At 59.1% G+C, this 21,073-nt stretch carries 21 protein-coding genes; 11 read left to right on the top strand and 10 right to left on the bottom strand.

The genetic code is table 11. The features are described 5' to 3' along the window. Window positions 1-96: 96 nt before the first annotated feature. The 10 genes from ABTV22_RS04235 to ABTV22_RS04190 all read left to right on the top strand — a co-directional run bounded on the left by ABTV22_RS04235 (window position 97) and on the right by ABTV22_RS04190 (window position 7,122). Window positions 97-1,071: a KpsF/GutQ family sugar-phosphate isomerase gene (locus ABTV22_RS04235; RefSeq protein WP_433738698.1), complete on the top strand. Its 975-nt coding sequence runs from the start codon at window positions 97-99 to the stop codon at window positions 1,069-1,071. Further along, window positions 1,071-1,595: a KdsC family phosphatase gene (locus tag ABTV22_RS04230; protein WP_096513437.1), complete on the top strand. Its 525-nt coding sequence runs from the start codon at window positions 1,071-1,073 to the stop codon at window positions 1,593-1,595. Before ABTV22_RS04235 ends, ABTV22_RS04230 begins: the two co-directional genes overlap by 1 nt. Before the next feature lie 7 nt (window positions 1,596-1,602). Then, window positions 1,603-2,175, top strand: coding sequence for an LPS export ABC transporter periplasmic protein LptC (gene lptC / locus ABTV22_RS04225; protein WP_433738697.1), 573 nt, complete (start codon window positions 1,603-1,605; stop codon window positions 2,173-2,175). Further along, the gene (lptA, locus tag ABTV22_RS04220) at window positions 2,162-2,710 is read left to right on the top strand and encodes a lipopolysaccharide transport periplasmic protein LptA (RefSeq protein WP_433738696.1); all 549 of its coding nucleotides are present in this window, start codon (window positions 2,162-2,164) and stop codon (window positions 2,708-2,710) included. Before lptC ends, lptA begins: the two co-directional genes overlap by 14 nt. Beyond that, complete coding sequence (gene lptB / locus ABTV22_RS04215; RefSeq protein ID WP_128606607.1) at window positions 2,710-3,435, top strand: LPS export ABC transporter ATP-binding protein; 726 nt, start codon at window positions 2,710-2,712, stop codon at window positions 3,433-3,435. Before lptA ends, lptB begins: the two co-directional genes overlap by 1 nt. Window positions 3,436-3,617: 182 nt before the next feature. After that, a complete protein-coding gene (locus tag ABTV22_RS04210) occupies window positions 3,618-5,111 on the top strand; it encodes an RNA polymerase factor sigma-54 (RefSeq protein WP_433738695.1) in 1,494 nt (497 codons plus the stop codon). Between the two features lie 74 nt (window positions 5,112-5,185). Continuing rightward, window positions 5,186-5,494, top strand: coding sequence for a ribosome hibernation-promoting factor, HPF/YfiA family (gene hpf / locus ABTV22_RS04205; RefSeq protein ID WP_007941242.1), 309 nt, complete (start codon window positions 5,186-5,188; stop codon window positions 5,492-5,494). Window positions 5,495-5,506: 12 nt separating this feature from the next. Beyond that, window positions 5,507-5,971: a PTS IIA-like nitrogen regulatory protein PtsN gene (ptsN, locus tag ABTV22_RS04200; RefSeq protein WP_433738694.1), complete on the top strand. Its 465-nt coding sequence runs from the start codon at window positions 5,507-5,509 to the stop codon at window positions 5,969-5,971. 2 nt (window positions 5,972-5,973) lie between these two features. Further along, complete coding sequence (gene rapZ, locus ABTV22_RS04195) at window positions 5,974-6,831, top strand: RNase adapter RapZ (RefSeq protein WP_433738693.1); 858 nt, start codon at window positions 5,974-5,976, stop codon at window positions 6,829-6,831. A gap of 15 nt (window positions 6,832-6,846) precedes the next feature. Further along, a complete protein-coding gene (locus ABTV22_RS04190; protein ID WP_433738692.1) occupies window positions 6,847-7,122 on the top strand; it encodes an HPr family phosphocarrier protein in 276 nt (91 codons plus the stop codon). Window positions 7,123-7,223: 101 nt separating this feature from the next. Here the strand turns inward: ABTV22_RS04190 and ABTV22_RS04185 are convergent, their stop codons facing one another. The 6 genes from ABTV22_RS04185 to pmbA all read right to left on the bottom strand — a co-directional run bounded on the left by ABTV22_RS04185 (window position 7,224) and on the right by pmbA (window position 12,517). Next, on the bottom strand, window positions 7,224-8,117 hold the full coding sequence (locus ABTV22_RS04185) for a ZIP family metal transporter (protein ID WP_433738691.1): 894 nt from the start codon (window positions 8,115-8,117) through the stop codon (window positions 7,224-7,226). 27 nt (window positions 8,118-8,144) lie between these two features. After that, the gene (locus ABTV22_RS04180; RefSeq protein WP_433738690.1) at window positions 8,145-8,756 is read right to left on the bottom strand and encodes a superoxide dismutase; all 612 of its coding nucleotides are present in this window, start codon (window positions 8,754-8,756) and stop codon (window positions 8,145-8,147) included. A gap of 1 nt (window position 8,757) precedes the next feature. Continuing rightward, window positions 8,758-9,186: a hypothetical protein gene (locus ABTV22_RS04175; RefSeq protein WP_433738689.1), complete on the bottom strand. Its 429-nt coding sequence runs from the start codon at window positions 9,184-9,186 to the stop codon at window positions 8,758-8,760. Window positions 9,187-9,213: 27 nt separating this feature from the next. Next, a complete protein-coding gene (locus ABTV22_RS04170; protein WP_433738688.1) occupies window positions 9,214-10,590 on the bottom strand; it encodes a class II fumarate hydratase in 1,377 nt (458 codons plus the stop codon). After that, window positions 10,571-10,978: a FagA protein gene (locus tag ABTV22_RS04165; RefSeq protein WP_433738687.1), complete on the bottom strand. Its 408-nt coding sequence runs from the start codon at window positions 10,976-10,978 to the stop codon at window positions 10,571-10,573. The genes ABTV22_RS04170 and ABTV22_RS04165 overlap by 20 nt, the downstream gene beginning before the upstream one ends. 192 nt (window positions 10,979-11,170) lie before the next feature. Next, complete coding sequence (gene pmbA / locus ABTV22_RS04160; RefSeq protein WP_433738686.1) at window positions 11,171-12,517, bottom strand: metalloprotease PmbA; 1,347 nt, start codon at window positions 12,515-12,517, stop codon at window positions 11,171-11,173. A 108-nt stretch (window positions 12,518-12,625) separates the two neighbouring features. On the opposite strand from pmbA, the gene yjgA reads away from it, so the two are divergent. Beyond that, the gene (gene yjgA, locus ABTV22_RS04155; RefSeq protein ID WP_433738685.1) at window positions 12,626-13,150 is read left to right on the top strand and encodes a ribosome biogenesis factor YjgA; all 525 of its coding nucleotides are present in this window, start codon (window positions 12,626-12,628) and stop codon (window positions 13,148-13,150) included. Window positions 13,151-13,248: 98 nt separating this feature from the next. Here yjgA and tldD read toward each other — a convergent pair whose 3' ends face one another. The 4 genes from tldD to rng all read right to left on the bottom strand — a co-directional run bounded on the left by tldD (window position 13,249) and on the right by rng (window position 21,063). Further along, window positions 13,249-14,691, bottom strand: coding sequence for a metalloprotease TldD (gene tldD / locus ABTV22_RS04150; protein WP_433738684.1), 1,443 nt, complete (start codon window positions 14,689-14,691; stop codon window positions 13,249-13,251). A gap of 12 nt (window positions 14,692-14,703) precedes the next feature. Further along, a complete protein-coding gene (locus tag ABTV22_RS04145; protein WP_433738683.1) occupies window positions 14,704-15,558 on the bottom strand; it encodes a carbon-nitrogen hydrolase family protein in 855 nt (284 codons plus the stop codon). 168 nt (window positions 15,559-15,726) lie between these two features. Further along, the gene (locus ABTV22_RS04140) at window positions 15,727-19,530 is read right to left on the bottom strand and encodes a YhdP family protein (RefSeq protein ID WP_433738682.1); all 3,804 of its coding nucleotides are present in this window, start codon (window positions 19,528-19,530) and stop codon (window positions 15,727-15,729) included. Window positions 19,531-19,605: 75 nt separating this feature from the next. Further along, on the bottom strand, window positions 19,606-21,063 hold the full coding sequence (gene rng, locus ABTV22_RS04135; protein WP_433738681.1) for a ribonuclease G: 1,458 nt from the start codon (window positions 21,061-21,063) through the stop codon (window positions 19,606-19,608). Window positions 21,064-21,073 lie beyond the last annotated feature (10 nt).

The following is a 21,073-nucleotide window of genomic DNA, read 5'->3' as shown; positions in this document are numbered from 1 at the left end:
GTAACAAGGAATAACAATGCGCGACGAACTTGCGTGAGGGTTTTGAACATAACCGCTATAATCGCCGCCTTTTCATCAGGCTATACGATTTCTGACATGAGCCAATCCAGCGACCTGATTCAATCCGCCCAACGCACCATCCGCCTCGAAGTGGAAGCCGTACAAGGCTTGCTGCCGCATATCGACGCAGATTTCGTACGCGCTTGCGAGATGATTCTGGCCAGCAAAGGCCGCGTAGTCGTGGTCGGCATGGGCAAGTCGGGGCATATCGGCAACAAGATTGCCGCCACCCTGGCCAGCACCGGCACCACGGCATTTTTCGTCCACCCGGCTGAAGCCAGCCATGGTGACATGGGTATGATTACCCGCGACGACGTCATCCTGGCGCTGTCGAACTCAGGCTCCACCAATGAAATTGTGACCCTGCTGCCACTGATCAAGCGCTTGGGCATCCAGCTGATCAGCATGACCGGCAACCCCGATTCGCCACTGGCCAAGGCCGCCGAGGTCAACCTCAATGTTCACGTCGAACATGAAGCCTGCCCACTGAACCTTGCCCCCACGTCCTCCACGACCGCGGCGCTGGTGATGGGTGATGCCCTGGCCGTCGCCCTGCTGGAAGCCCGCGGCTTCACCGCTGAAGACTTCGCCTTTTCCCACCCCGGCGGTGCCTTGGGCCGACGCCTGTTGCTGAAAGTGGAAAACGTCATGCACGCAGGACAGGAGCTGCCGCAAGTTCAGCGCGGCACGCTACTCAAGGATGCACTGATGGAAATGACCCGCAAGGGCCTGGGCATGACCGTTGTTCTCGAAGCTAACGGCAAGCTGGCCGGCATCTTCACCGACGGTGATTTGCGCCGCACACTGGATCGCACCATCGACATCCACAGCGTCACCATTGATCAGGTCATGACCGCCCACGGCAAGACCGCCCGCGCCGAGATGCTCGCCGCCGAGGCCCTGAAAATCATGGAAGACCATAAAATCAACGCACTGGTCGTAGTCGACAGCGAAGACCGCCCGGTCGGCGCCTTGAACATGCACGACTTGTTGCGTGCAGGAGTAATGTAATGAGCACGGACCTGCTGCAACGCGGCCAACAGATCAAACTGGCAGTTTTTGACGTCGACGGCGTTCTGACCGACGGGCGCCTGTACTTCCTCGAAGACGGCAGCGAGTTCAAGACGTTCAACACCCTCGACGGCCAAGGCATCAAGATGCTCATGGCTGCCGGCGTGCAAACCGCCATCATCAGTGGCCGCAAGACACCGGTGGTTGAGCGACGAGCGAAAAACCTCGGCATCCCGCACCTGTATCAGGGGCGCGAAGACAAACTGGTCGTGCTCGACGAGCTTCTTGGCCAACTCAACCTAAGCTATGAACAGGTCGCCTATCTGGGCGATGACCTGCCCGACCTGCCGGTTATACGCCGTGTTGGCCTGGGCATGGCGGTGGCCAACGCCGCCAGCTTCGTGCGTGAACACGCTCACGGCATTACTCAGGCCCGTGGCGGTGAAGGTGCCGCCCGCGAATTCTGCGAACTGATCCTGCGTGCCCAGGGCCGCCTCGATGCGGCCAACGCTGCGTACTTGTGAGCCAAACATGCTGAGCAAAAAGATTCGCAACACCTTGATGTTCGGTTGCATCGCGGCAATTTTTGCCGCGGTCGGCTACTGGAACATCAGCCCCGAACGCTTCCTCGACAAGCCGGTCGTGCAAGTCGACAACAGCGAAATCGACTATTACGCCACCAACGCCCACAGTGTGCAGTTCCTGCCGGACGGCAGACTGCAATACGAAATGACGTCGGACAAGGTCGAACACCTGAAAGCGAGCGAAGTAACATTGCTGACCAATCCCGACCTGAACATGTTCCGCGGCACCGAGTACCCGTGGCACGTCCAGAGTGAGAAGGGGGAAGTCAATCCGGACGGCACACAGGTCGAACTGATCGATTCGGTTCGCATCACGCGCTTCGATGAGAAGAACCGCAGGACCCTGATCACCACCACCCGCATGACCGTGTTCCCGCAGCAGCAATATGCGCAGACTGATCAACCCGTTAGAATCGACGGCGCTGGTGGCGTATCGACAGGCAACGGAATGAAAGCGTACTTGAAAGAAAGCAGGATACACCTGCTCTCGAACGTAAGAGGACAGTATGAGGCTCGTTAAAACCCTCCCTATTTTGCTCAGTCTGGGCGCAGCACTGGGAAGCGTGAGCGCCTGGGCTCTGCCAAATGACCAAGAGCAGCCAATCCGCATCCAGGCCGACGACGCCCAACTGGACGACAAGAACGGTATCGCCACCTACACGGGCGACGTGATCATCACCCAAGGCTCGATGAAGGTCACCGGCAACAAAGTGACCATGACCCGCGCGCCCAACGGCGATATCGACGTGGTGACATCGGTGGGTAACCTCGCCTACTTCGAACAACTGCAAACCGCAGGTGATGCGAAGCCTGTTCAAGGCTGGGGCGTGACCATCCAGTATCACGCCGCGCAAAACCGCGTCGTTCTGATCGACAAGGCCAAGGTCGTCGACAAGGACAACAACGTCACCCAGGGCGAGAAAATCGTCTACGACACCGTTAAAAAACTGGCCAGCGCCGGTCGCGCTACTGGCAGCAAGGTCACCGAAGCGCGTCCGCGCATCGACATGGTGATCCAGCCGAAAAAGAAAACCGACGAGCAAAAGGCCCAGTAATGGCAACTCTGAAAGCTCAGCATCTGGCCAAGAGCTACAAGAGCCGCCAGGTCGTGCGTGACGTGAGCCTGTCCATCGACAGCGGTCAGATCGTCGGCCTGCTTGGCCCCAACGGTGCCGGCAAGACCACCTGTTTCTACATGATTGTCGGCCTGGTAAGGGCCGACCAGGGCCGCGTCCTGATCGACGACCTGGACGTCAGCCACCAGCCAATGCACGGTCGTGCGAAGGCCGGTATCGGTTATCTGCCGCAGGAAGCCTCGATCTTCCGCAAGCTGTCGGTGGCCGACAACATCATGGCGATCCTCGAGACCCGCAAGGAACTCGACAAGGCCGGCCGTCGCAAGGAACTGGAAAGCCTGCTGCAGGAATTCCACATCAGCCACATCCGCGACAACCTCGGGATGAGCCTGTCCGGTGGCGAACGTCGACGCGTGGAAATTGCCCGTGCGTTGGCTACCAACCCGAAATTCATCCTGCTCGACGAACCCTTCGCCGGCGTGGACCCGATTTCGGTGGGCGACATCAAGCAAATCATCCACCACCTCAAGGCCAAGGGCATTGGCGTGCTGATCACTGACCACAACGTCCGTGAGACCTTGGATATCTGCGAAACCGCCTACATCGTCAACGATGGCCAACTGATTGCCGAAGGTGATTCCGACACCATCCTGGCCAACGACCTGGTCAAGGAAGTGTACCTGGGCCATGAGTTCCGCCTGTAAGAGCAAGGTGCCTGACTGGTCGAGCGAGCGCTTGTCCCGATAAAAATCAACACTTTTTTATTGTTACAGCGCTCTAGGCAAACACTGCAAATTCGGGCATATAATTTGCTTATGTTTGGCGCTTCGGCGCCCTGTAGTGGATGGCGCATGTGCGCCGGCGAATAAGGTGTTAAGCCCCTGCCATGAAACCATCGCTAGTCTTGAGAATGGGCCAGCAGCTGACGATGACACCGCAGCTGCAACAGGCCATCCGCCTGCTCCAATTGTCGACCCTGGACCTGCAACAGGAAATCCAGGAGGCCCTGGAGTCCAATCCGATGCTCGAACGCCAGGAGGAAGGCGACGACTTCGATAACTCCGACCCCTTGGCCGACAACGCCGAACAGAAACCCAACGCCGAGATTCAGGAACCCTCCTACCAGGAAAGCGCCCCGACGGTTGATAACCTCGACGAAGGCGACTGGAACGAGCGCATTCCCAACGAGCTCCCCGTCGATACCGCATGGGAAGACGTCTACCAGACCAGCGCCAGCAGCATGCCAAGCAACGATGACGACGAGTGGGATTTCACCACCCGCACATCGGCCGGCGAAAGCCTGCAAAGCCATCTGCTGTGGCAATTGAACCTGGCGCCGATGTCCGACACCGACCGCCTGATTGCCGTGACCCTGATCGATTGCATCAACAATCAGGGCTACCTGGACGAAACGCTCGAAGAAATCCTTGATGCATTCGATCCGGAACTGGACATCGAACTGGACGAAATCGAAGCCGTCCTGCACCGCATCCAGCAATTCGAACCTGCCGGCATCGGCGCCCGCAACCTGGGCGAGTGCCTGCTGCTGCAATTGCGTCAGTTGTCGGCCAAAACACCTTGGCTGGCCGAAGCCAAACGCCTGGTCACCGACTTCATCGACTTGCTTGGCAGCCGCGACTACAGCCAGCTGATGCGCCGCATGAAGCTCAAGGAAGATGAACTGCGCCAGGTGATCGAACTCGTGCAGAGCCTCAACCCTCGTCCGGGCTCACAGATCGAATCCACCGAAGCCGAGTACGTCGTCCCCGATGTCATTGTGCGCAAGGACAACGAACGTTGGCTGGTGGAGCTCAATCAGGAGTCGGTACCCCGCCTGCGGGTCAACGCCCAGTACGCCGGCTTCGTGCGTCGCGCCGACACCAGTGCCGACAACACGTTCATGCGCAATCAGTTGCAGGAAGCCCGCTGGTTCATCAAGAGCCTGCAAAGCCGCAACGAAACCCTGATGAAAGTAGCCACCCAGATCGTCGAGCATCAGCGCGGCTTCCTGGAGTACGGCGACGAAGCCATGAAACCGCTGGTCCTGCATGACATCGCTGAAGCCGTCGGCATGCACGAGTCGACGATTTCACGGGTGACCACGCAGAAATTCATGCATACCCCTCGGGGCATCTATGAGCTGAAATATTTTTTCTCCAGCCACGTCAGCACCTCCGAGGGCGGCGAATGCTCGTCCACGGCAATCCGCGCGATCATCAAAAAACTGGTTGCCGCGGAAAATCAGAAAAAGCCGTTGAGTGACAGCAAGATCGCTGGTTTACTGGAGGCACAAGGCATTCAGGTGGCTCGCCGCACCGTCGCCAAGTACCGCGAGTCCCTCGGGATCGCGCCTTCGAGCGAACGCAAGCGGTTGATGTAGAGCCACGCCACAGCGTTCCAGTGGTAGATCATCTGGTCTACCGCTTTATGCACTGGCAACGAAGGAGAAGCTGTATGCAAGTCAACATCAGTGGACACCAACTGGAAGTGACCGAACCTCTTCGCACCTACATCGGCGAAAAACTCGAACGATTGGAGCGACATTTCGACAAGATCACCAACGTGCAGGTCACGATGACGGTCGAAAAGCTGAAGCAAAAAATCGAAGCCACGCTGCATATTCCCGGCAATGAAGTGGTCGCCAACGCGGAACATACCGACATGTACGCGGCGATCGATGCGCTGACCGACAAGCTGGACAAACAACTCAAAAAGCATAAGGAAAAGACCCAGAGCCTCCTCCAGGGCGCTACCGGTCGCTAACACCCCCAACCCATGATCCGACTTGAAAGCATCCTGACCCCCGGCCGTTCCCTGGTGAACGTGCCGGGCGGCAGTAAAAAGAAAGCCCTTGAGCAAATTGCCAACCTCATCCATCGCGAAGTGCCGGATCTGGAGATGCAAGATGTCTTCGAGGCGTTGATTGCCCGTGAAAAACTCGGTTCTACCGGTTTTGGCAACGGCATCGCCATTCCTCACTGCCGCCTCAAGGGTTGCAGCTCACCCATCAGTGCCTTGATGCACCTTGACGCCCCTATCGATTTCGACGCTATCGATGGCGCCCCGGTCGACCTGCTGTTCGTACTGCTGGTCCCGGAAGCCGCTACCGATGCGCACCTGGAGTTGTTGCGCCAGATCGCCAGCATGCTCGACCGCAAGGATGTGCGCGACAAACTGCGCAGCGCCCCGAGCAATGAAGCCTTGTATCAGGTTGTCCTGGACGAGCAAAACGGGCAGTAACCATGCGCTTGATCATCGTCAGCGGCCGCTCCGGCTCAGGTAAAAGTACCGCCCTCGATGTACTGGAGGACAACGGTTACTACTGCATCGACAACTTGCCTGCCGGGTTGTTGCCGGAACTGGCCGAACGCGCGTTGATTCACACCGAGATGCTACAGCCGCTGGTTGCCGTATCCATCGACGCCCGCAACCTGCCCAGCCACTTGTCGCGCTTTCCGGAACTGCTGGACGAAGTCCGCAGCCGGTATATCCAGTGCGACGTCCTGTACCTGGATGCCGACGAAGAAACCCTGCTCAAGCGCTTCTCGGAAACCCGGCGTCGCCACCCGCTGAGCAGTGCCAATCGCTCACTGGCCGAAGCGATCAAGGATGAAACGAACCTCCTTGGCCCGATCGCCGACCTGGCCGACCTCAAGATCAACACCACCAACCTGAACCTGTATCAGTTGCGCGATACCATCAAGCTGCGCCTGCTGAACCAACCGGAGCCCGGTACAGCGTTCCTGGTGGAGTCTTTCGGCTTCAAGCGCGGCATGCCGGTGGACGCCGACCTGGTGTTCGATGTGCGCTGCCTGCCCAATCCCTATTGGAAGCCGGAGTTACGTGCGCAGTCCGGACTCGATCAACCAGTTGCCGAGTACCTGGAGGCTCAGCCGGATGTCGAAGAGATGTTCCAGGACATCTCCACTTATTTGCTCAAATGGTTACCTCGCTTTGCTGCCAGCAACCGTGCCTATGTCACCATTGCCATTGGTTGCACAGGTGGGCATCACCGTTCTGTCTACCTGACCGAACGCCTTGGCAAGACCCTGCAGCAATCCCTGAAGAACGTCCAGGTCCGCCACCGCGACCTCAGCTAAAGGATTCACATCGCGATGCCTGCTCTGGAAATCGAAATCATCAATAAGTTGGGTTTGCATGCCCGGGCGTCAGCCAAATTCGTAGGGGTCGCCGGCCAGTTCAAGGAGTGCACCATCAGGGTAGGACGCACGCCAGAATCCACCGTCGATGGTAAAAGCATCATGGCCATGATGATGCTCGCCGCTGGCAAGGGCACCAAGATCCACCTGAGCACGGAAGGTGAGCAGGAACAGGAAGCGATGGATGCGTTGGTGGCTTTGATCAACAACTACTTCGACGAAGGCGAATAATGCCGGATCTGCGGACTGGCTCCTGTGGCGAGGGGATTTATCCCCTCGCCACAAAGGCAGTGCTGTTTTTAAGTGAACGGTATTAGCTTACCGACACCCCCTTACGCGAGCGCCGTATCCATCACCATCATCAAACAGAATCCGCCCAGCAACCCAAGGCTGGCCAGCTTGTCATGACCGTGACGACGGGATTCAGGAATGACCTCGTGGGTGACCACCAGCAACATGGCTCCGGCCGCCAAAGCCAATCCCAAAGGCAACAGCAGTTCGGCCAGGCTCACCAACCACGCACACAGCAGGGCGAACACCGGTTCGACCAGCCCTGACGCAGCACCGATCAGGAATGCCTTGAACCGCGACATCCCTGCCCCGGCCAACACCAACGCGATCACCAGGCCCTCCGGCACATCCTGCAACGCAATACCCATCGCCAAACTGTCGGCATCAGGCGTACCGCCGCCGGCCGAAACGCCCACGGCCATGCCTTCGGGAATGTTATGGGCAATGATCGCAAACACGAACAGCCAGATACGCGGCGCGATCACCGGATGATCCACCGTACCAATGAGCATGTCCGGCGATGCAGCGGAAACTTTGCGATCGACGAGAAACAGACCGAATGCACCGAGCATGATGCCGAAACAGATCAGGCCACTGGCCGCCCATGGCGTCATGCCCAGGCTTTGCGCCGCCGCAATGCCCGGCACGATCAGCGAAAACGCTGTCGCCGCCAGCATCACTCCAGCACCAAACCCCAACAATGTATCGCTGAGCGCCTGGGGAATACGCCGGATCACCAGCACCGGCACCGCCCCCAGCGCGGTACCCAGGGCGCAGATTGCACCACCCTGCAACGCCCCTGACAGCTTCGGCTCCAGATCCAGCCGCTCCAGACCGTGCGCCACCAGCAGGCTCATGCCCGCCAGCACCAACAGCGATCCAAACGCGTAACGAAACATTCGCCCACTCGCGACCGCCAGTGTTTCAGTGCCCATAGTCAGCCTTGAATTATTTTTGAACACTTAAACCAGCGCAGCCTGATAACGCGCAGCAACTTCAGGCCAGTTGATCACGTTGTAGAACGCGCTGATGTATTCCGGACGACGGTTCTGGTACTGCAGGTAATAGGCGTGTTCCCACACGTCCAGACCAAGGATCGGTGTATTGCCGCTCATCAGTGGACTGTCCTGGTTGCCACTGCTTTCCACGACCAGTTTCTTTTGCGGTGTCACGCTCAACCAGGCCCAGCCACTGCCAAAACGGGTCAGCGCGGCTTTGGTAAAGGCCTCCTTGAAACTGTCGAGACCGCCCAACTGCTCGTCGATGGCCTCAGCCAATACGCCTTCAGGCTTGCCGCCACCGTGAGGCGCCATGACTTCCCAGAACAACGAATGGTTGGCATGTCCACCGCCCTGATTGATCACTGCCGCGCGAAGCTTTTCCGGCAGTTGCTGCACCGCCGCCACCAGTTTTTCCACCGGCCACTCGGCGAACTCGGTGCCTTCAACCGCAGCGTTCAGGTTGTTGATGTAAGTCTGGTGGTGCTTGGTGTAATGAATCTCCATTGTCTGCGCATCGATGTGCGGCTCCAGAGCGTCGTAGGCATACGGCAAGGCAGGCAAGCTAAAAGCCATTTCAGTGGACTCCATGATGGTGAGGCGCAGGCGAAGCGGTATCGATTTGCAGCAAACGATGGGTGCGCGGGTACTCGCCGTGTTCGCTGATGAAATTCAGCAGCTCGACATAGGTTTTGCTGCTCTGACGCAGTGCGGCTTCACGCAGCGCCGGCGACAGTCGCGGGTCCTGCATGGTCTGCAACAGTCGTTGGTGGATGGCGCACAGGTACTCGGCGCTCTCCTCCGGCTGGTTCAGACGCAAATGCAGGTCCGCCAGGTTGTGATGGGAAATCACGCAAGCTGCCACCGCTTCCTCGGCATCCGCCCAGCGCTCGAACAGCACTTGGGCCAGGGCCAGCGCTTGCAAGTAAGCCTCGCGGGCGTCGACCAGCTCGCCCTGCATGAAAAAGCGGTTGGCTCTTTCGATCGTGCGTTTCCAGTGCTCCATGGTGAGCCTCCAAAGCGGCGTGGCCAGTTACACGCCGCCTGCGGTGAGTTTTTCCGGGTTCAACAACTCTTCCAGCTGGTTGCGGGAGAGGTCGGTGTGTTCCAGTGCGACATCAATCACCGGTCGACCTTGCGCATAGGCCTTCTTGGCGATTTCGGCAGCTTTCTGGTAACCGATGATCGGGTTGAGAGCGGTCACCAGAATCGGGTTGCGTGACAACGCTTCCTTGAGCCGAGCGTCATTGACCTTGAAGCTGGCGATGGCTTTTTCACCCAGCAAACGACTGGCGTTGGCCAGCAACTCGATACTGCTCAGCAGGTTCTGGGCAACGATCGGCAGCATCACATTCAACTCGAAGTTGCCCGATTGCCCGGCGATGGTGATGACCGTGTCATTCCCAATGACCTGGGCGGCCACCATGGCAGTGGCTTCCGGGATCACCGGGTTGACCTTGCCAGGCATGATCGAAGAGCCCGGTTGCAGAGCCTCGAGCTCTATCTCACCGAGACCAGCCAAGGGCCCCGAGTTCATCCAGCGCAAGTCGTTGGCAATTTTCATCAGCGATACGGCGGTTGCCTTGAGTTGACCTGAAACAGCCACCGCCGTGTCCTGGGAGCCGATCAGGGCAAACAGATCCGTGCCTGGCGTGAACTCCACGTTGGTCAATTGGCTCAATTGCCGGCTGAAACGCGCCGCAAACTCAGGATGCGCATTGATACCCGTGCCCACCGCCGTGCCGCCCTGGGCCAGGGATTGCAGGCTTGGTTGCAAATCCTGCAGATGACCAATGTTGGCTTTGAGCTGTTGCGCCCAACCCTTGAGCACCTGGCTCATGCGCACGGGCATCGCATCCATCAAGTGGGTGCGTCCGGTTTTGACATGGTGATGAACTTGCTCCGCCTTGTGCTCGATTGCCTGCACAAGCCCGATCAGAGCGGGCAACAGTTGCTCATGCAACGCCAGCGCCGCACTGACATGGATGGTGGTTGGAATGATGTCGTTGCTGCTCTGGCCGCAGTTGACGTGATCATTGGGGTTCACCGGCTCGCCGAGCAGACGGCTGGCCAGGGTGGCGATCACTTCGTTGGCGTTCATGTTGGAACTGGTGCCGGAACCGGTCTGGAAGATATCCACTGGGAAGTGCTGCATGAAATCACCTTCCAGCAGGCCCTGCGCCGCATCGACGATGGCCTTGCCCTGGGATTCGCTGATCTGCTTGAGATCGACGTTGGTGCGGGCCGCCGCCGCTTTGGCCAGGATCAGCGCGCGAATGAATTGCACCGGCATCGGCTTGCCACTGATTGGAAAGTTATCCACTGCACGCTGGGTCTGTGCGCCGTAGAGGGCGTCTTCCGGGACCTGAAGCTCGCCCATGCTGTCGCGCTCAATACGTGTCTTGGTCATCTGAAAATCCTTGCACCAGTTCAGTTAAGGGAATCGAGGGCTGCAACTCGCAGGTCGCCAGTTGCCAGGTGTAGCTTTGCCAGCGTTTGAGGCGGCATTTGCAGAGGGAAAGGCGTTCCAGGTCACGCAGCGGGCGCCAGGCCTGGTCGAGGCAATAGGTGCGCCAGTGCCAGGGCAGAGCGACATCCGCGGCGGTGTCGAGTAATAAACGGAAAGAGGTTTCAGCGACGGTCCAGGGTGAGGTCGCCGTGCAACAGGCCAGATACCGGCCTTCAGCCAGGTAATGTTCGATCAGACGAGGTTCGTCAGGATCCATCGCGCAACGGATCTGGCGGCTCATCCAGCGCCAGTTTTCGAGGTAAGGCTGCTCGTGCAAGGCAGAACTCATGATCCGGGGCTCATTCGATAATGAGATTTATTATTAAATGATAATCAGAAGCAAAACAAGAGCGGAAAGATCGCAGCCTTCGGCAGCTCCTACATAAATTTTGTGTAGGAGCTGCCGAAGGCTGCGATCTTTTGATCCCGAAAAAAAAACGCCACCCGGTGGGTGGCGCTTTTTTGTGTCCAGTAGCGAGATTTAACTCCCCGCTACCATCATTCGCTCGATCAACACCGACCCCGTACGAATGTTGCTGCGCAGCTCCAGGTCGTTCCCCACGGCCAGGATTTGCTTGAACATGTCGCGCATGTTGCCGGCGATGGTCACTTCCTGGACCGCAAACTGGATTTCGCCGTTCTCCACCCAATAACCTGCCGCGCCGCGGGAATAGTCGCCTGTCACCATGTTCAGGCCCTGGCCCATCAGTTCGGTGACCAGCAGGCCGCGCCCCATGCGGCGCAGCAAGGCCGCCTGGTCTTCATCGCCATGGGTAACGAACAAGTTGTGCACGCCACCGGCATTCGCCGTGCTCGGCATGCCGAGCTTGCGACCGGAATAAGTCCCAAGGATGTAGGACACCAATTCGCCTTTTTCGACGAACGGCTTGGCGTAGGTCGCCAGTCCATCGCCATCGAACGCCGCGCTGCCCAGCGCACGCATCAAATGCGGACGCTCGTCGATGGTCAGCCACTCGGGAAACAGTTTCTGCCCCAGCGTGCCTTCGAGGAACGATGATTTGCGATACAGGCTGCCGCCGGAAATTGCCGACAGGAAACTGCCGAACAAACCACCGGCCAGCTCAGCGGAAAACAGCACCGGCACCTCGCAGGTCGGCACCGGACGCGCACCCAGGCGGCTAGCGGCCCGTTGCGCGGCGCGTTGGCCGATGCTCACTGGGTCCGCCAACAAATTGCCCAGTCGGTTCACGTCGTACCAGTAATCGCGCTGCATCTGCCCGTCGGCCTCGGCGATCATCACGCAACTCAGGCTGTGCCGGGTCGAGGCATAGCCGCCGATAAAGCCATGGCTATTGCCGTAAACCCGGCAGCCCTGATGGGTGCTCAACGTGGTGCCGTCGGCGTTTTTGATCCGCGCGTCGGCGTCGAATGCTGCAGCTTCGCAGAGCAAGGCTTTTTCGATGGCCTGCTCCGGGGTGATGTCCCATTGATGGAACAGATCGTAATCCTGCACGTCCCTGGCCATCAGCGCGGCATCCGCCAGGCCCGAGGCTTCGTCTTCAGACGTGTGCTTGGCGATGGCCAGTGCAGCGGCGACCGTTTCGCGAATGGCTTCCGGGCCACTGGCCGAAGTGCTGGCCGAACCTTTGCGCTGCCCGACGTACAAGGTGATGCCAAAGCCCTGATCGCGGTTGAATTCGACAGTCTCGACTTCGCGCTGGCGCACGGTGGTCGACAGGCCCTGCTCCAGGGACACCGCCACCTCACAGGCACTGGCGCCCTGACGCTTGGCTTCAGCGATGATCTGCTCGACTTGTTCCTGCAGTGCCGGCAATGCTTGTGGGCCGACGCTTTCAACTGCACTCATGCTGTTCTCCACTCAAATTCTGCTTTCGGTAACGGTCATCGAGCGACCGGGCCGGACAAGCGGCCCCCGACTGGTTATCATGGCGGCGTTTCTTTGCGGACTGCCACCATGGTTGATTCTTACGACGACTCCCTCGATACGGGAGAAAAAAGCAAATCCCAGGTCAAACGCGAGCTGCATGCTCTGGTTGACCTCGGCGAGCGCCTTACAACGCTCAAGCCTGATTTGCTCAACAAACTGCCCTTGACCGACGCCTTGCGCCGGGCCCTGGCCGATGCGCCCAAGCACACCGCGCACATCGCGCGTAAACGGCACCTTCAGTTCATCGGCAAACTGATGCGCGATCAGGACACTGACGCCATTCTGGTTCTGCTCGATCAACTCGATGCCTCCACTCGCCAGTACAACGAACGCTTTCATAACCTGGAACGCTGGCGCGATCGCCTGATTGCCGGTGACGATGCGGTTCTGGAAAAATTCGTCGTCGAATACCCAGACGCCGATCGCCAGCAGCTGCGTTCCTTGATCCGTCAGGCCCAGCACGAGGTTGCGCACAACAAGCCTCCTGCTTCCAGCCGTAAAATCTTCAAGTACATCCGTGAGCTGGACGAGACTCAACGCGGCTTGCGCTGATTAACGTCCATCCCCTGTAGGAGCTGCCGCAGGCTGCGATCTTTTTAAGATCAAAAGATCGCAGCCTGCGGCAGCTCCTACAAGGGATGCGCATTTCCTTACGCGCCCGTGCCGCCCACGGTAATCGCATCAATTCTCAGCGTTGGCTGGCCGACACCGACCGGCACCGACTGCCCATCCTTGCCGCATGTCCCGACGCCGCTATCGAGCGCCAGATCGTTGCCGACCATCGACACTTTGCTCATGGCTTCCGGACCGTTACCGATCAAGGTCGCGCCTTTGACCGGAGCTGTGATCTTGCCGTCTTCGATCAAGTACGCTTCGCTGGTGGAGAACACGAACTTGCCACTGGTGATATCCACCTGACCGCCGCCAAGGTTGGCGCAGTAGATGCCCTTCTTCACCGAGGCGATGATTTCCGCCGGATCGCTTTCGCCGGCCAACATGTAGGTGTTGGTCATGCGTGGCATCGGCAGGTGGGCGTAGGATTCGCGACGGCCGTTACCGGTGCGTGCCACACCCATCAGGCGCGCATTGAGCTTGTCCTGCATGTAGCCCTTGAGTACGCCGTTTTCGATCAGCGTGGTGCACTCAGTCGGGGTGCCTTCATCGTCGACGCTCAACGAACCACGACGACCGGACAAGGTGCCGTCATCGACGATGGTGCACAGCTTGGAGGCAACCATCTCGCCCATCCGCCCGCTATAGGCCGAGCTGCCCTTGCGATTGAAATCCCCTTCCAGACCGTGGCCGACCGCTTCGTGCAGCAGCACACCCGACCATCCCGAACCGAGCACCACTGGCAAGGTACCGGCCGGCGCAGGAATGGCTTCCAGATTCACCAGCGCCTGACGCAGCGCTTCACGGGCATAGCCCATGGCGCGGTCTTCGGCGAGGAAATAACGGTAGTCCGTCCGACCGCCACCGCCGTGGCCACCGCGTTCGCGACGGCCATTCTGCTCGACGATCACACTGACGTTGAAGCGCACCAGCGGTCGCACGTCTGCGGCCAGCCCACCATCGGTGGACGCCACCAGAATTCGCTCCCAGACGCCGGCCATGCTCACCGTAACTTGCTGGATACGCGGATCGAGCGCACGCGTGGCCGCATCGATACGCTTGAGCAGGTCGACTTTCTCGGCGCGGCTCAGCACTTCCAGGGGATTGTCTGGCGCGTACAACTGCGCAACATCCTGAGTGGTAAACGCTTGTACCTTGCCATTCTGGCCGGCACGGGAAATCGAACGGGCGGCACGGGCCGCCGCGCCCAAGGCTTCCAGGGTGATGGCGTTGCTGTAGGCAAAACCGGTCTTTTCACCCGATTGCGCCCGTACACCTACCCCTTGGTCGAGATTGAAGCTGCCTTCCTTGACGATGCCGTCTTCCAGCGCCCAGGACTCGGAAATCTGCCCTTGAAAGTACAGGTCGGCGGCATCGATTCCCGGGCCGGCCAGATCGCCGAGCACGCCTTGCAGACTTTCGATCGTTACGCCGCCGGGTGCCAGGAGGTGTTCACTGACGGAGGACAACAACTCGCTCATATGCTTTACGCCTTAAATTCGTCGTTCTGATGCAGGTCGCTGGGCGCCCTGCGAGAAAAAGCGCCGGTGACTGGACACCGGCATCCGCGCCCGAATGGACGCCTGTTCACTGCTGTCTCGTTCGGCCAGCAGCACGGCCTCGCCTTGATCCTGTTGCGCCAGCACACGCCCCCACGGGTCGATGATTGCCGCATGGCCCCAGGTTTCCCGAGGCCCCGGATGTGTCCCACCTTGGGCGGCCGCGAGCACATAACACTGGGTTTCGATGGCCCGTGCACGAATCAGCACGTCCCAGTGAGCGGCGCCGGTCACGGCGGTAAAAGCCGACGGTGCGGTGATCAGCTGCGCGCCAGCAGCGCGCAATTCACTGTAGAGTTCCGGAAAACGCAAGTCATAACAAACCGTCAGACCCACTCGCCCCACCGGCGTATCCGCCACCACGACTCCACTGCCGTAAGCATAGTCATCGGATTCGCGATAACGGCCGCGATTGTCCGCCACGTCGACGTCGAACAGGTGCAGCTTGTCGTAGCGCGCCACCGTTTCGCCCTGATCATTGACCAGTAACGAGCATGCATGCGACTTAGCTGACGGTTGACCCGCCGGCGGTAATGGCAGAGTACCGGCCACTATCCATAACTTGAGGTCGCGGGCAGTCTGACTCAACCATGGCAGGATCGGACCTTCGCCCAAGGCCTCGGCGCGACCAATGTCGGCGATGTCGCGCCGGCCCATGGCGGCGAAGTTTTCCGGCAGCACCGCCAGTAATGCGCCAGCAGCCGCAGCCTGTTCCAACAAACGACGTGCCTGGGACAGGTTGGCCAGCACATCGCTCTGGCTGACCATTTGAATCACCGCAACAGACATGGCCTTTTCCTTATTGAAATCATCACAATCCTGTAGGAGCTGTGTAGGAGCTGTCGAGTGCAACGAGGCTGCGATCTTTTAAAACAAGATCAAAAGATCGCAGCCTGCGGCAGCTCCTACAGTCGGAGTGTTCAGCCATGCTACTCCATAGGTCCGCAGATTGGCTTTTCAAAAAGGCTTGTCGAAGGTGATTTTCGGATCTTTCCAGGGGCCTTGGACTGAGTATTTCACACTGGCAAAACGCGACACCCGATCACCGATCAACTTGTCGATCAGGAACAATGCACCACCAACGGCCGGAGCCCCCACGATCAGCGCGGCAATCGGCAGGTTATTGGTCACCGGCAGGGTTACCAGCAGTTTTGCGTCAATTCGATCGGCCACCATATTCAGGGTGCCATCGAGTTCAAGGGTGCTTGACGGTCCAGTCACGCGGATGGGTTCTCGGGTAACGTAAACGCCGTTGGTCCCTACCAGCAGGCCCTTGACCCGGTCGTAGCTCAGGCCTTTGCCAAACAGGTCCGAGAAGTCCAGACGCAGGCGCCGGCCGATGGAGTTGAAGTTGAGCAGGCCAAACACTCGCAGTGCCTGGGCACTGCCTTCGACTTCAACAAACTGCCCCTCTTTCATCGACGCATCAAGGGTGCCGGAGAAGCGCTTGCTGGCCAGCCAGGCCGGCGAACCGGGCCAACTGCCGTCGATATCCATGCGGAATTCCTGGCTGGTCACGCTCGGCGCAAAGCCCCAGCCCTTGAGTACATCAGCAAGATTCTTGCCGCTGATCCGCCCCTTGTACCAGCTCTTGCTAGCCCCCGGTGCGCCTTCCCAACCGCCAGTGCCCTGCAGCAGGATGCCCTTGAGACCCATATCCAGTGAATTAAAGGCAACGCCCTTGGCTGTCGGACGCACCTTCAGTGACCAGGCCCCCACCAGGTCCTTGCCCAGAAACAGTTGGTTGATGGTGATGTCCATTGCCGGGATCTTGGTCGGGTCCACCGAGGCCAGCGGGTCTGGCGCGTTTTCGTCAGTGATGACCGTAGGGTCGGGTGCCGGCAGTCGCACGGTTTGCAGATTGATCACCATCGGTGCGGCTTTCGCATCAGGGATGCTAGCGTTGCCTTTGACCTGCTGACTGTCGAGTTGCAAGGCCCAGGTAGACGGTTTGCGCGTCAACTGTATCGATGCCTGATCCAGCGTCGTGCCAAGGGCGCTGAGCTTGTCGACCTTGAAATCCGCGCCACTGAGCAACTGCTTGGCGCTGCCACCGGGATCCTGTCCGGCGTATTTGTTCACCAGATCCTGCCATGGGCCGATATCCAACTCCGACAGCACCCCGCGTACCCGCAGGCCTTTCGTGCCGGGTAGAACTGCGTCTCCGTTGCCCAGGAACAACTCACCACGACCGCTGGCAAAATCACCGGTCGGCGCGGTAAAGGTGAAGTTGGCCAATTCGCCGTAATTCACCCAATAGCGTCGTTCCGCGCCTTGCAGGGTCATGCGGAACGTCGTATCCCGCCCGGCATCTGCCGCCATGCCGAAAGGTGCCGGCAGATCTACCGTCACGCCCTTGAGATTGGAATTGACCCTCAACTGACTGTCGGCACCGTCCAGGGTCAACTGCAATTGATAGGGGATCACGCCGCTCACCGGCAACGGCTGGGTTACGCTCAACCAGTCTGTGAGCTTCTTGACCTCGACCTGCCCCGACGCGGTGACCCGGGTATTGAGCTTACCCTCGCGCCCATCGGCAAAAATCTGCGCCGTCACCGGCTTGTCGAACGCTCGGGCGCTGATGTTCTGTCCGCTCAGGCCTTTGGCACTGTCGAACCGGAAATCGCCCTTGAGCTGTGTCAACTCCAGCGGCGGCTCGGGCAGTTTCAGACGGGATTTAGCAGTTTTGAAGTCGACCAGGATCTTCGGCTGCTCGCCCTTGACCAGCGGAATATCCAGTTTCAGTTTGCCTTGCAGGTCACCCTCGCCCTCCCAACCGGCAAAGGTCTCGGCAGTGCCGATCGGCGCTTGTTGAAGGATTTTCAGGCCATCGCCCAGCCCCCCGGCGAACGCACCGTCGAGAAACAGGTGAGAGCTTTGCCCTTCCGGCACATGGGGTATGTTGACGTAAACGTCGCTGACCTGAGTGTCGAGCAATTGCCCCTTGCTGGCCAGAATCCGCACACCGCTGTCTTCAACGAACACATCGCCGGTGACCTTGCTGACATGAGGCCATCCCGGCTGAAAAGCCAACTCGGCATCGTGTACCTTGAAAAACAGGCTGATGCTGCGTGCCGTGTCGGTTGCGCCGTGATTCAACGAACCTTGGTATTGGAAGAAGCCCTGATCCACGGCACCTTTTAGAATCGCCGTGCGCAACCACTCGTCCAGCGCAGGGCTGAGGACCGCCGGCAGGTACTTGGCGGTGTAACGGCCGTCGCCGTCCACCAGACCGACCCGCAGGTCCATGTAGTCTTCCTGGGTGTGATCGAAATGCAGGCGAATCAGGAAGTCGCCGGCAATCTTGCCTTCTTCGCCCAACACCTTCAGGTACGGCGCGATCAGGGTGAAGCCGTCTTTATCGAGCTTCCAGGTCAAGGTTGCGTTGGCCTGAAGGTATTGCCACGGCTTGGCGAAAATCGGGTCCAGGTGCAGCATGAAGTCCTTGCTGTCCATGCGCAGCTCGCCATGGCCAAGGTCACCGCTGATGCTGCCCGTAACGTTTCGTGCTGCCGGCGCGCCGTGATAAGCGTCGAAACCAACTCGATCGAGGTTGGCGGCAAAGCTGAATTTGCTGTCATCGGTGGCGTTGGGCCGCACGTCGATCAATATATTGCGAAGTCCACCTGTCACCTTGAGTCGCTCGACCACCGTGGCAAAGCCTTCCGGCAATGGCGCCAGGGCATTGAGCAAGGGGGTGAGCGGTGTGAGGTCGAGACGGTCGGCTTGCAGGTGCCAAAGTTCTTCCGACTCGTCACTGGCCGCCGTTTGTTTGACTTGCAGACGCGACTCCCAGCGAGTCTCGCCAAGATTCATCGCCAGGGAATCCACCGTCACCAGCATGCCTTTGGCGTTGCGCTGGAAATAGCCGTTAAGCGCCAGATTGTTGATCTTGATCGGCTTTCGATCGGCGTAGGCGCCCTTGAGTTGCGGTGCATTCAAACGCACTGCGGCGCTTTGCAACAGGCCCTTGCCCCAAGTCGCCCACACCTCGCCACCGGCCTTGATCTCGGAGAAATTCCACTGTTGGCTGACACTCTCGGGCAGCCATTTCGACCAGTCACTTTGCGGCAGACTCAAGTAGACCTCGGCTTCACCCTCCTCCCACTCGCTGGCACGAATGCGGGTGCGCAGGCTCATGGCCATTGGCTGGCCATCGGGCAGGGTCAAGCGGGCATCGAGTCGCTGACGAATGGCACCGGTTTTCAGGTTCAGGCCGACGTAAGTCAGGGTCAGCGGCGAGGCTCCCCACGGTTGTAAAGTGACTTGGCTGTCGAGCAGCGACAGCTGCTGGATCATTTGCATGCGATTGAGCAACTGCTCCGGATCGAGAGGCTTGTCGTCTTTGACCGGCAACCCTTCCAATGCCCATTGACCGTCATCGCCCTGTTTGACGCTGATCTTCAGGCCGCTGAATTCCAGATGAGCGATGCGTACTTCGCGCGCCAGCAGGCTGGCCCACAGGTCCGGCACCGCACGCACCTTTTCCAGGTGCAGGGCCTGGGCACCTTCACCGACCGTCACATCTTGAGCCGACAAAATAGGTGCGAAACCACTCCAGCTGCCTTTGAGCTCGCCGATTTGCAACGGCATGCCCAAGGCCTCACTGGCCCGGGTTTCGACTTCGACACGGTATTCGGCCACCAACGGCGCGAGTTCGCGCCCCAGACTGACGTACAACGCCATCAACACCAAAACCAACGCGCACAGGCCCAGACCCCAACGGATCAGTGCGGCCAGAATGCGTGTCAGACGCTCCATGTCAGTTGGCTCCCATGGCAAAAGTTTTGCAGAAAGCTGAAGCCAGCCGTGCAGGAAAAATTAAAACGCAGCGACTCAGAGCAACACCACGTCGTATTGTTCCTGGGAATACATGGTTTCTACCTGGAACCGAATAGTGCGCCCGATAAAGCTTTCCAGTTCGGCGACATTGCCCGACTCCTCATCGAGCAGGCGGTCGACAACTTTCTGGTTGGCCAATACACGATAGCCTTCCGCCTGATAGGCGCGAGCTTCCCGGAGGATTTCGCGGAAGATTTCGTAGCATATCGTTTCAGGGGTCTTGAGCTTGCCACGCCCCTGGCAACAGGTGCACGGCTCGCACAACACTTGCTCGAGACTTTCACGGGTACGCTTGCGCGTCATCTGCACCAGGCCCAATTCGGTAATGCCGATGATGTTGGTCTTGGCGTGATCACGTTCCAGCTGCTTCTCCAGCGTGCGCAACACCTGGCGCTGGTGCTCTTCATCTTCCATGTCGATGAAGTCGATGATGATGATCCCGCCCAGGTTGCGCAGGCGCAGCTGGCGAGCGATGGCGGTCGCCGCTTCCAGGTTGGTCTTGAAGATGGTCTCTTCGAGGTTGCGATGACCGACGAAGGCCCCGGTATTGACGTCGATGGTGCTCATGGCTTCCGCGGGATCGACCACCAGATAACCACCGGATTTGAGCGGCACCTTGCGTTCCAGGGCTTTCTGGATTTCGTCTTCGACGCCATAGAGGTCGAAAATCGGCCGCTCGCCGGGGTAATGTTCCAGACGATCGGCAATCTCGGGCATCAGTTCGGCGACGAACTGCGTGGTTTTCTGGAAGGTTTCCCGAGAGTCGATACGAATCTTCTCGATCTTCGGGCTCACCAGATCACGCAATGTACGCAGCGCCAGACCGAGGTCTTCATAGATCACGCTGGGAGCGCTGATGGTTTTGATCTGTGCGCTGATCTGATCCCACAACCGGCGCAGGTAACGAATGTCCATCAGGATTTCGTCGCCCCCGGCGCCTTCGGCCGCGGTACGCAGGATGAATCCGCCAGCCTCCTGGATGCCTTCTTTGGCAACGCAATCGCTGACCACTTGCTTGAGCCGTTCGCGCTCGGCCTCGTCTTCGATCTTCAGCGAAATGCCAACATGCGCGGTGCGCGGCATGTACACCAGATAGCGCGAAGGAATCGACAGTTGGGTAGTCAGCCGTGCGCCTTTGGAGCCAATCGGGTCCTTGGTGACTTGCACCACCAGGCTCTGTCCTTCGTGCACCAGGGCACTGATGCTCTCGACTGCCGGGCCCTCGCGCAAGGAAATTTCCGATGCGTGAATGAACGCCGCACGATCCAGGCCGATATCGACAAATGCCGCCTGCATGCCCGGCAATACCCGCACGACTTTGCCTTTGTAGATGTTGCCGACGATCCCGCGCTTTTGCGTGCGCTCGACATGGACCTCTTGCAGGACACCGTTTTCGACCACCGCCACGCGTGATTCCATCGGCGTGATGTTGATCAGGATCTCTTCACTCATGGCAGGGTCT

Source organism: Pseudomonas putida (genome assembly GCF_050990305.1).
GTDB lineage: Bacteria > Pseudomonadota > Gammaproteobacteria > Pseudomonadales > Pseudomonadaceae > Aquipseudomonas > Aquipseudomonas putida_AH.
This window is presented reverse-complemented; position numbering and strand designations above follow the sequence as displayed.

Bases quoted from the DNA above. Each gene is read 5' to 3' on its own strand.
- ABTV22_RS04235 (WP_433738698.1), top strand. From the start codon at position 97: ATGAGCCAATCCAGCGACCTGATTCAATCCGCCCAACGCACCATCCGC.
- ABTV22_RS04230 (WP_096513437.1), top strand. From the start codon at position 1,071: ATGAGCACGGACCTGCTGCAACGCGGCCAACAGATCAAACTGGCAGTT.
- lptC (WP_433738697.1), top strand. From the start codon at position 1,603: ATGCTGAGCAAAAAGATTCGCAACACCTTGATGTTCGGTTGCATCGCG.
- lptA (WP_433738696.1), top strand. From the start codon at position 2,162: ATGAGGCTCGTTAAAACCCTCCCTATTTTGCTCAGTCTGGGCGCAGCA.
- lptB (WP_128606607.1), top strand. From the start codon at position 2,710: ATGGCAACTCTGAAAGCTCAGCATCTGGCCAAGAGCTACAAGAGCCGC.
- ABTV22_RS04210 (WP_433738695.1), top strand. From the start codon at position 3,618: ATGAAACCATCGCTAGTCTTGAGAATGGGCCAGCAGCTGACGATGACA.
- hpf (WP_007941242.1), top strand. From the start codon at position 5,186: ATGCAAGTCAACATCAGTGGACACCAACTGGAAGTGACCGAACCTCTT.
- ptsN (WP_433738694.1), top strand. From the start codon at position 5,507: ATGATCCGACTTGAAAGCATCCTGACCCCCGGCCGTTCCCTGGTGAAC.
- rapZ (WP_433738693.1), top strand. From the start codon at position 5,974: ATGCGCTTGATCATCGTCAGCGGCCGCTCCGGCTCAGGTAAAAGTACC.
- ABTV22_RS04190 (WP_433738692.1), top strand. From the start codon at position 6,847: ATGCCTGCTCTGGAAATCGAAATCATCAATAAGTTGGGTTTGCATGCC.
- ABTV22_RS04185 (WP_433738691.1), bottom strand. From the start codon at position 8,117: ATGGGCACTGAAACACTGGCGGTCGCGAGTGGGCGAATGTTTCGTTAC.
- ABTV22_RS04180 (WP_433738690.1), bottom strand. From the start codon at position 8,756: ATGGCTTTTAGCTTGCCTGCCTTGCCGTATGCCTACGACGCTCTGGAG.
- ABTV22_RS04175 (WP_433738689.1), bottom strand. From the start codon at position 9,186: ATGGAGCACTGGAAACGCACGATCGAAAGAGCCAACCGCTTTTTCATG.
- ABTV22_RS04170 (WP_433738688.1), bottom strand. From the start codon at position 10,590: ATGACCAAGACACGTATTGAGCGCGACAGCATGGGCGAGCTTCAGGTC.
- ABTV22_RS04165 (WP_433738687.1), bottom strand. From the start codon at position 10,978: ATGAGTTCTGCCTTGCACGAGCAGCCTTACCTCGAAAACTGGCGCTGG.
- pmbA (WP_433738686.1), bottom strand. From the start codon at position 12,517: ATGAGTGCAGTTGAAAGCGTCGGCCCACAAGCATTGCCGGCACTGCAG.
- yjgA (WP_433738685.1), top strand. From the start codon at position 12,626: ATGGTTGATTCTTACGACGACTCCCTCGATACGGGAGAAAAAAGCAAA.
- tldD (WP_433738684.1), bottom strand. From the start codon at position 14,691: ATGAGCGAGTTGTTGTCCTCCGTCAGTGAACACCTCCTGGCACCCGGC.
- ABTV22_RS04145 (WP_433738683.1), bottom strand. From the start codon at position 15,558: ATGTCTGTTGCGGTGATTCAAATGGTCAGCCAGAGCGATGTGCTGGCC.
- ABTV22_RS04140 (WP_433738682.1), bottom strand. From the start codon at position 19,530: ATGGAGCGTCTGACACGCATTCTGGCCGCACTGATCCGTTGGGGTCTG.
- rng (WP_433738681.1), bottom strand. From the start codon at position 21,063: ATGAGTGAAGAGATCCTGATCAACATCACGCCGATGGAATCACGCGTG.